Origin of the sequence: Gordonia rhizosphera NBRC 16068, from assembly GCF_000298195.1 — a bacterium.
GTDB classification, from domain to species: domain Bacteria; phylum Actinomycetota; class Actinomycetes; order Mycobacteriales; family Mycobacteriaceae; genus Gordonia; species Gordonia rhizosphera.
Window position 1 is genome coordinate 39,486 of record NZ_BAHC01000060.1, and the last position, 7,502, is coordinate 46,987.

General features: G+C 65.5%; 8 protein-coding genes and 1 pseudogene. 3 read left to right on the top strand and 6 right to left on the bottom strand.

Going from position 1 to position 7,502, the window contains the following annotated elements:
- Positions 1-20: 20 nt before the first annotated feature.
- From GORHZ_RS06670 to GORHZ_RS06680, 3 genes are all read right to left on the bottom strand, one after another.
- Positions 21-1,682, bottom strand: coding sequence for an alkaline phosphatase D family protein (locus GORHZ_RS06670; protein WP_006331439.1), 1,662 nt, complete (start codon positions 1,680-1,682; stop codon positions 21-23).
- A 231-nt stretch (positions 1,683-1,913) separates the two neighbouring features.
- Positions 1,914-2,348: a type II toxin-antitoxin system VapC family toxin gene (locus tag GORHZ_RS06675; RefSeq protein WP_006331440.1), complete on the bottom strand. Its 435-nt coding sequence runs from the start codon at positions 2,346-2,348 to the stop codon at positions 1,914-1,916.
- The gene (locus GORHZ_RS06680) at positions 2,338-2,607 is read right to left on the bottom strand and encodes a type II toxin-antitoxin system Phd/YefM family antitoxin (RefSeq protein WP_006331441.1); all 270 of its coding nucleotides are present in this window, start codon (positions 2,605-2,607) and stop codon (positions 2,338-2,340) included. Before GORHZ_RS06680 ends, GORHZ_RS06675 begins: the two co-directional genes overlap by 11 nt.
- Before the next feature lie 200 nt (positions 2,608-2,807).
- Between GORHZ_RS06680 and GORHZ_RS06685 the strand changes: the two genes are divergently transcribed.
- A complete protein-coding gene (locus GORHZ_RS06685) occupies positions 2,808-3,422 on the top strand; it encodes a dihydrofolate reductase family protein (protein WP_006331442.1) in 615 nt (204 codons plus the stop codon).
- A 115-nt stretch (positions 3,423-3,537) separates the two neighbouring features.
- Positions 3,538-4,215 carry a TIGR00266 family protein gene (locus GORHZ_RS06690; protein WP_006331443.1) on the top strand — a complete coding sequence of 226 codons (678 nt, stop codon included), beginning with the start codon at positions 3,538-3,540 and terminating at the stop codon, positions 4,213-4,215.
- A 105-nt stretch (positions 4,216-4,320) separates the two neighbouring features.
- Here GORHZ_RS06690 and GORHZ_RS06695 read toward each other — a convergent pair whose 3' ends face one another.
- A complete protein-coding gene (locus GORHZ_RS06695) occupies positions 4,321-4,821 on the bottom strand; it encodes a nitroreductase/quinone reductase family protein (RefSeq protein ID WP_083877208.1) in 501 nt (166 codons plus the stop codon).
- A gap of 179 nt (positions 4,822-5,000) precedes the next feature.
- The gene (locus GORHZ_RS06700; RefSeq protein ID WP_006331445.1) at positions 5,001-6,743 is read right to left on the bottom strand and encodes a SulP family inorganic anion transporter; all 1,743 of its coding nucleotides are present in this window, start codon (positions 6,741-6,743) and stop codon (positions 5,001-5,003) included.
- A gap of 265 nt (positions 6,744-7,008) precedes the next feature.
- Here GORHZ_RS06700 and GORHZ_RS30760 point away from each other — a divergent pair, with 265 nt between their 5' ends.
- Entirely contained in the window at positions 7,009-7,146 is a 138-nt protein-coding gene (locus GORHZ_RS30760) for a hypothetical protein (RefSeq protein ID WP_157205093.1), read from the top strand.
- Here GORHZ_RS30760 and GORHZ_RS06705 read toward each other — a convergent pair.
- A pseudogene (locus tag GORHZ_RS06705) lies at positions 7,147-7,502 on the bottom strand (PrsW family intramembrane metalloprotease); the annotation flags it as partial.

Genomic DNA, 7,502 nt, shown 5'->3' on the forward strand with positions numbered 1-7,502 from the left:
GTCACAGCTTTGTTTGCTGGTCAGTGTGTTGGGCGGGCCGCCGACGACGTTGCGGTGGTGTGTCCGGTCAGCGACAGGTCCGCGACGATCGCGAGCGCTGCGCCGTCCCGGGGTTGTTCGAAGAGCACTCGGGCGTTGCGCCCCGTCAGTTCGAGAGTGGCGATGGTGTTCCCGAATAGTGGGCCGGCAGACCTCGTCCACGACATCGGCAACGGCGCGGCACCCCGATGCCGTGCCCACCGGCCCGTCAGACGCCCCAGCAGGGGGGACCATCCGAAGACGAACAGGGGTTTGACGAACGCCGGCACGTGGTTGTGCACCGGCGAGCACACGAGTTGGTACACAACGGAGTTCGTGCAGGCTCCGAAGTCGGCCCGTGCGGCATAGCTGTGATGGACATCGCCCGACAGCACGGTCACGGTCGCCGGCCCGGGCGACGGTTGAGTCGCCACCTCCCGGATGAGTGTGCTGAGCCGCAGGAACGAGTCGCCGAACGCTGCCCAGTGTTCGAGGTCGGCGGCCTGCCGGATCCGTTCGGCCAGCCATGCGCGCCGTCCGGCGCGACCGGCGGCGATCTCGTTGACAGTCTCGGCATTGCCGAGGACTGGTGGTAGCAGCCAGGGGAGTGATGATCCGAGCATCAGATGGTCCACCTCGGCGGCAGCGTTCTCAAGTTGCCCGGCCACCCAGTCGAACTCGTTGTCGCTCAGCATCTTCCGGTCGCCATCGGCGAACACGCGACCATTTCGGCTGTCGATCATGATCAACCGGCTACGTCCGAGGTCCCAGCGGAAGCTGAACCTCAGCCCCTTACGTCCGTCGACCTCGGTGTCGGCGCGGTCGGCGAGATCGACCAGGTATGGCCACCGATCGCCATCGGCGGCGAGGGCCGCCTGGTAGTCGGGTTCGTCCGCCAGCACGGCGGGACTCAGGTTGCCGAGGTGCTGGTACACCCAGTACGAGACGAGACCGGCTCGGATCCGCTCGCGCCACCACGGTTTGCGGTTGATCTCTTCGCACCACGCGGCGGAGGTGTTCCAGTCGTCACGGATGTCGTGGTCGTCGAAGATCATCGCGGTGGGAACCGTGGAGAGGATCCAGCGGATCTCGGGGTCGCCCCACGCATGTCGGTAGAGGCTCTCGTACTCGTCGAAGCTGACCACCTCGTCGGCGGGGTGATCGGCCGAGCGTCGTCGCCCGGCGAGGTTGCGGCGGGCGCGTGGGGTGAGTTCGTCGGCGTATACCTGATCACCGAGCAGGAACAGCGCGTCAGGCCACTCGGCGTGCGGCAGCGTTGCCAACCGCACGGCGTAGGAGTCAAGTGCGTCGACACCCAGTTTGGCATCCAGATCGGGATCGTCGGATCGGGGAAAACGGCACGATCCGAACACGACTCGGGTCTGATCGGTGCCTGCCGGGCCACGGGTGCGGATGACGCTGGCCGGAAACGGTGAGTCCGGCTGCGGCCACACCGGTGAGCCGTCGATGCTGACCTGGTACGGCGTCGTCGAGTCCGGGGCCAGCCCGCGAACCGTCACGAGCGCGTAGTGACAGCCGTGCACCTCGAAGGTGCCGGCGCGGCTGCCGAGCACCTCCACCTCGGCGGCGTGTTCGGTCTGTACCCAGATGACTGCCGAAGTGTCGTCGACGTGGCGGAGTACCGGCCCGAGAACGAGAGACATCGGACCAGCGTAGGTGCCGTTGCTGTGAACGACCGGCCGCGGCTCGGGTCGGAACCTGGTGGGCGTGCTGTCCTACCCATTGGCCAACCGCAGCAAGCTGCGCGCGGTCGCCAACAGGCTGAAACCCACCGCTGACGCGGGCAGTGCAACTGCGATGGGGTCAGTCCTGTCGTTCGCAGTGACGATTTCTACATGTCGTCCCATCCACGGACTGTCGCAGGCGCGCGATTGTCACAAGGCTGGACGTGTTACTGGAACGATCCGGACAATCCTCTCCAACCCTCCGAAATCTGCCGGGTTTGAGGTGTACAACGGCAATTCTGCAGCGGCGGCAATCGATGCGATCATGAGGTCGGCAATCCGACGTCGGGGAGTCCGGCCCCGAGCCTGGACTGCGGCGCTGATTCGCCCGAATGCTCGCGCGGATTCCGTTTCGAACGGAATGGGGTCGAACTCGTTCTCAGTTCGCTGCAGCACATCGGCACGTCGTGCTCGCTCCTCGATGGCACCGGCATCGTCGCCCCGGACGAGGTGTACGCCTGCTGACAACTCGGCCAGGGTGATGGCGCTGATGGCCATTTCGTCGGGGAGTTCATCAGGGTTGATGGCGTGCCGCAGGATGACGATGTTCGTGTCGAGCAGGCCGCGAGTCGGGTCAACGGTCATACGGGTCGAAGAGCGCGTGATGGTAGGCGGCGTCCTGGTCAGCTCGGAAGGTGTCGATGTCGACCAACGGTGCCAATTGCGATCCTTGCGCGAAATCGGCGCGTGAAACGAAACGACGTCGACGCCGGAGGGGGATCAGTTCGCCGATCTGATGCCCGTCGCGGGTGACGGCGAATGAGTCGCCGCGCTCGACGGCATCCATGATTTCCTTCGACCGCATGCGAAGGTCCCGCTGGCTGACCTCGCGTTGAGCGCTCATGTGCTACATGGTAGCACTGTGTTCCCGCGCGATAGAACGCCCAAACTGGTCGCGTGCCCCGAGGTGCGTGGGATGACACGATGTGAAGAGTCGATGCGGAACCCCGCGTAGTCCTCGACTTGTGGGGTCAACGATGAGTCTTGCCGGTCACGGCAGTCTGCATTGATGCAATTCGTGTGACCGCACCGGATGGAGGACGGATGTCCAGAACCAATCTCTCGATGTCGATCTCTGCCGACGGCTACGTGGCCGGGCCCGACCAGAGCGAGGAGCAGCCACTCGGCGCCGGCGGCGAGGCGCTTCATCATTGGCACCTTGGCCCCGCCAAGGACCATCCCGTCAATCGGCAGGTGGCCTCCGACATGATGGACGGCATCGCGGCGACGATCATGGGCCGCAACATGTTCGGCCCAATTCGAGGCGAATGGGGGGACTCGAACTGGCGGGGCTGGTGGGGCGACGACCCGCCCTACCACTGCCCGGTGTTCGTTTTGACGCACTACCCACACGACCCGATCGAGATGCAGGGCGGGACCACGTTTCACTTCGTGACCGGCGGGATCGAGTCGGCCTATGCCCAGGCCCAGGCGGTTGCGGGTGGAGGCGACATCTCGATCGCCGGTGGAGCCTCGTGCGCCCGGCAGGCGATCGCGGCGGGCGTGGTCGATGAGATCGATCTGCAGATCAGTCCGGTGATACTCGGTTCGGGTGAGCGGCTGTTCGACGGGTTCGAGGCGGGAAAGCCCGCACTCGAACTGGTCCGGGTGCTCGAGGCCCCAAGTGTTGCGCACCTGCGCTACCGAGTCGTTCGATGACGTGGTGACCGTAGGCAGTGTGCCCCGGGGCGCGGCGTTCGGCATTCCTGGGGCCGTTGTGGATACTGTGGATGCCCGGAAGCGTCGTAGACAGTCGGAAGTCGAGGAGAACGTCATGGATGTTGCCATCAGTGCCGGACCTGCCTTTGCCATGGGCACGATCACCGTTCCGCCCGGGGGCTCGGTCCGGGTCGAGGCCGGGGCGATGGCGATGACCCGCGGCGACATACAAATCGAAACCTCGACCCGGGGCGGCTTTTTCAAGGGGCTGCGTCGAAGCCTTGGCGGGGAGAGTTTCTTTGTCAACGACTTCCACTCCGGCTCCGGGGGGCAAGTCGGCGTCGCCGCCACCCTGCCGGGGGACATGACCTCGCTCAGCCTCGACGCGAGGATGCCGCTGCTGGTGCAGTCCGGATCCTGGATCGCGTCGGACCCTAGCGTCGACGTCGATTCGAAGTGGGGCGGGCACAAGTCGTTTTTCAGCGGTGAGGGGTTGATTCTGCTTCGCTGCACCGGTGCGGGTGGGTTGTTGTTGTCGTCCTACGGGGCGATCGTGGCCACCGAACTCGCCGCGGGGGAGACGCTGACGCTTGATACCGGCCACGTGGTGGCCTTCGACGAGGCGGTGCAGTACAAGGTGCGGAAGGCGGGCAGCTGGAAGTCGACGCTGCTCGGTGGCGAGGGCCTCGTGACCGACTTCCACGGTCCCGGACGTGTGTGGCTGCAGACCCGGTCGAGCAACGACCTGATCGAGTGGATCAGGGAGGTCAACCCGCAGCGCTCCAACTCCTGATTGTGGTTGCTGTTGACCACTGTCCGCGGTGGCCAACGTCGGTTGTACGCCTGCGACGACCTCTCCTGTGCCGACGCGCCCCGGGCGGAGTTGTCCGGTGTGCTTCTACCGAGCTTGACTCGGAATCGGCTCGAGCACGACGACCGCCGTCTCCTCCGGGCGGCGCTTCGCGTACTCGTCGACAGAATCGCCGACCTCGCGCCACAGTCCCCACAGGCGTTCGCGCTCATCACCTTTGGCAGAGCGTGCGTGGACGGAGACCTGGCGATCAGGCAACTGCACAACGGCTTCCGGATTCGCCTGCAGGTTGAGCCACCACGCCGGTTCGGGCGCCGCCCAGCCGTTCATCGCCATCGTGATGATGTTGGGGCCGTCCTCGAAGTAGGCGAGTATCACCGTCCGGCGCCGTCCCGTGCGACGACCGGTGCAGGTCAGCGACATCATTCCCCAACGGTCCGGGCGCGGGCGCCGCAAACCTAGTCGGCCTCTGCTGAGGCGGTAAAGGCCACGATGTGTCGCCCAGGCTGTTCGGATGAACCAGCGTGGTGGCAGCCGTGGCGGTTTGGACGGAGTCTCGCTGTTCACGTCGTGGTCTCCGCTCGTCATCGCGTTCCGGTTCCAGGAGTGGGGTTGCGACCAGGGTAGCCCGTGTGGATTCTATGTCCGGCGACGCGAGGAGCGACCGCGACGAGTTCCCCTATCGATTGCGATCGAGCGATCGGCAGTTCGCTCATCATGACGAGCCGACCACATCAGTGGGCCGTTGACAAGCCGACGTCGAAAGCCTAAGTGGCGGTGTGGAATGCGGTGAAGGCGTCGTCGAGGGATTGGTAGTAGCGGCCCTCGCCGATCTTGGCGGTGACACCGAAGCGGTCGAGTTCGTGGCGGATGTGGTCGGTCGCGTCGGTGATGGCGAAGGTGATGCCTCGTTGTGCGAGTTGGTCGGCGGTCTCGAGGACGGTCTTGCCGCCGGTGTAGTCGATGTCGTCGATGCCGTCAGCGAGCAGGATCAGCCACCTCGGTGGTTCAGCGGTGTCCACGAGGGCGAGTATCTCTTCGGCGAACCGGGCGGCGTTTGCGTAGAAGAGGCCGACGCTGAAGCGGTACACGACCAGACCGGGTTCGCTGACGGTGCCCGATGTCGGTGGCGAGAGGACCGGATGTCCTTGTGCGTCCCGGGACACGACAGCGTCGTTGGGGCTGTAATGGCGTTTCACGTGCAGGAGCACCGACAGCACGATAGCGAGGATGATGCCCTGTTCCACACCGACCCCGACGACGACGGCGGCGGTGAGGGCGGCGATCCAGAACTCGTTGCGGCGGAGCCGGTAGATCGCGCGCATGTCGGCGACGTCGATGAGCTTGATGCCGATGACGAACACGACCGCCGAGAGCACCGCGTTCGGCATGTACTGCAGTGGCTTGGTGAGGAAGAGGAGAACGATGGCGACGGTTGCGGCCATGGCGAGCATCGCGATCTGGCTTGTGGCCTTGGCCTCCTCGGCCATCTTGGTCTTGGTCGGGCTCCCGTTGACGACGAAGGCGCCGCTGAGGCCCGCCGTCAGGTTGGCAGCACCAAGACCGACGAGGTCGGTGTTCTCGACGAAATGCTCCTTGTACTTCACGGCGTAGGCCCGCGAGGTCGCCGCGCTCTGGGCGAGGATGACGAGGAACATCGAGACGCACGTGGCCAGCAGCGGAATGACGTCATCGGCGCCGACTCCGCTCGGCAGACCGAGGGGCGGCAGGCCACTGGGTACCGACCCGAGCGTCGACACGCCGTGCGATGCGAGATCGAACCCCCAGCTGACGGCGATCAACCCGACCACGGCTACGAGCCCACCGGGGATCATCGGGATCCACCGTTCGAAGACGACGAGGATCGCGATGACCGCCACGGACACTGCGACGGTGGCACCCGACGCGTCGGGGATCTCCTTGAGTGTGTCGTAGAACTTGATCACGGTGCCACTCACCTGGTCGAGGTCGACCTTCGGCGAGGCCACGCCGAGCATCCCCGCGAACTGTCCCAGGGCGACCTGGATGCCGACGCCGGTGAGGAATCCGACGAGCACCGTGCGGGAGATGAAGTCGGCGAGGAAGCCGAGCCGCGCGACGCGCGCCAGCAACAACAACCCGCCGGTGATGAGCGCGGCCAGGCCCGCGAACGCGACCCACTCGTCGGTACCCGGGTTCAGGCCCGAGATTCCGAGCCCGGCTATGCCGGCGAACAGGATGGCGGCGGTTGCAGAGTCACCCCCGACGACGAGATGCCGGGACGACCCGAGCAGCGCGAACACCACGGCCGGGATGAGGATCGTGTACAAGCCGGTGATGACAGGTGTGCCCGCGATCTGCGTGTAGCCCATGACCTCAGGGATGGCGAGCGCCGCGAGCGTGATGCCCGCGATCACGTCCCCGGTCAACCGCGACCGCTGATACGGCCGGATGCCTTCCAATACCGTGACCGACCGAGCGAGTGCGCGCACCCGACCGTCGCCGTCGTGTTTGTCGTCGCTGTCGGTCATCGAGCATCCCCCGGTAGTCGTTGTTGCCGCTCGAGCGGTTCGTGGCTCAGGTCAGGTCCCAGGGGTGCCGCTGGGTTTGGGTGGTGCCGTCGTTGTCGAACAACGCGATGCGGTCGGCCGGCTCGATGAAGCCGGCCACGGAGTCGACGCGCCCTCGACAGCGGCAAGTATGGATCGACGTGCGTTCCCGTCTTTCCGATTAGCGAGATGCTCGGCCACGGTCGGACCCCCTGATCTGCCAGGATCGCTACTGTCTTGTCGGACAATGCTCGCGCATCGCCTCGATTCTCGCCACCTGGCCGGTGATCACCTGATCGGCATCGGGGCCACACCCGTCGGCGCGGCCGTCGACGTTCAGGCCACCCAGGATCGGGTGGCGGCGGTGCGTCGACTCGTTCCCTGACTATATGGTTCGCACTCTCGCGATCTCCGACCGCGCGAAACCGACGTCCTCGGTCTCGGTCGCCCCGGATTTGGCGATCGCCTCTGCGAGGTCCGTCGTCGCGACGAAGACGCTCTTCGCCTGCTTTTTCGTCAGGTTGTTGTCCTTTGACTTGATGTATTTCCGGCGTTGCCTGCGTGATCCTGCGAGAGCGTTCAACTCCTCAGGGGTGATCACCCCGGCATCGACCTCGGGAGCGAGCATGTCGCGCAGCCAGCCGCGTTCGCGCCCAACGGTCCAGCGGTAGGCGATGACGATCGCGATGATCTCGACGATGAACAGGACGAAGAGGACTGGTCCGACACCGAACTGGATGC

Excerpts from the sequence above, each read along its gene's own strand:
- GORHZ_RS06670 (WP_006331439.1), bottom strand. The coding sequence starts at position 1,682 with ATGTCTCTCGTTCTCGGGCCGGTACTCCGCCACGTCGACGACACTTCG.
- GORHZ_RS06675 (WP_006331440.1), bottom strand. The coding sequence starts at position 2,348 with ATGACCGTTGACCCGACTCGCGGCCTGCTCGACACGAACATCGTCATC.
- GORHZ_RS06680 (WP_006331441.1), bottom strand. The coding sequence starts at position 2,607 with ATGAGCGCTCAACGCGAGGTCAGCCAGCGGGACCTTCGCATGCGGTCG.
- GORHZ_RS06685 (WP_006331442.1), top strand. The coding sequence starts at position 2,808 with ATGTCCAGAACCAATCTCTCGATGTCGATCTCTGCCGACGGCTACGTG.
- GORHZ_RS06690 (WP_006331443.1), top strand. The coding sequence starts at position 3,538 with ATGGATGTTGCCATCAGTGCCGGACCTGCCTTTGCCATGGGCACGATC.
- GORHZ_RS06695 (WP_083877208.1), bottom strand. The coding sequence starts at position 4,821 with ATGACGAGCGGAGACCACGACGTGAACAGCGAGACTCCGTCCAAACCG.
- GORHZ_RS06700 (WP_006331445.1), bottom strand. The coding sequence starts at position 6,743 with ATGACCGACAGCGACGACAAACACGACGGCGACGGTCGGGTGCGCGCA.
- GORHZ_RS30760 (WP_157205093.1), top strand. The coding sequence starts at position 7,009 with ATGCTCGCGCATCGCCTCGATTCTCGCCACCTGGCCGGTGATCACCTG.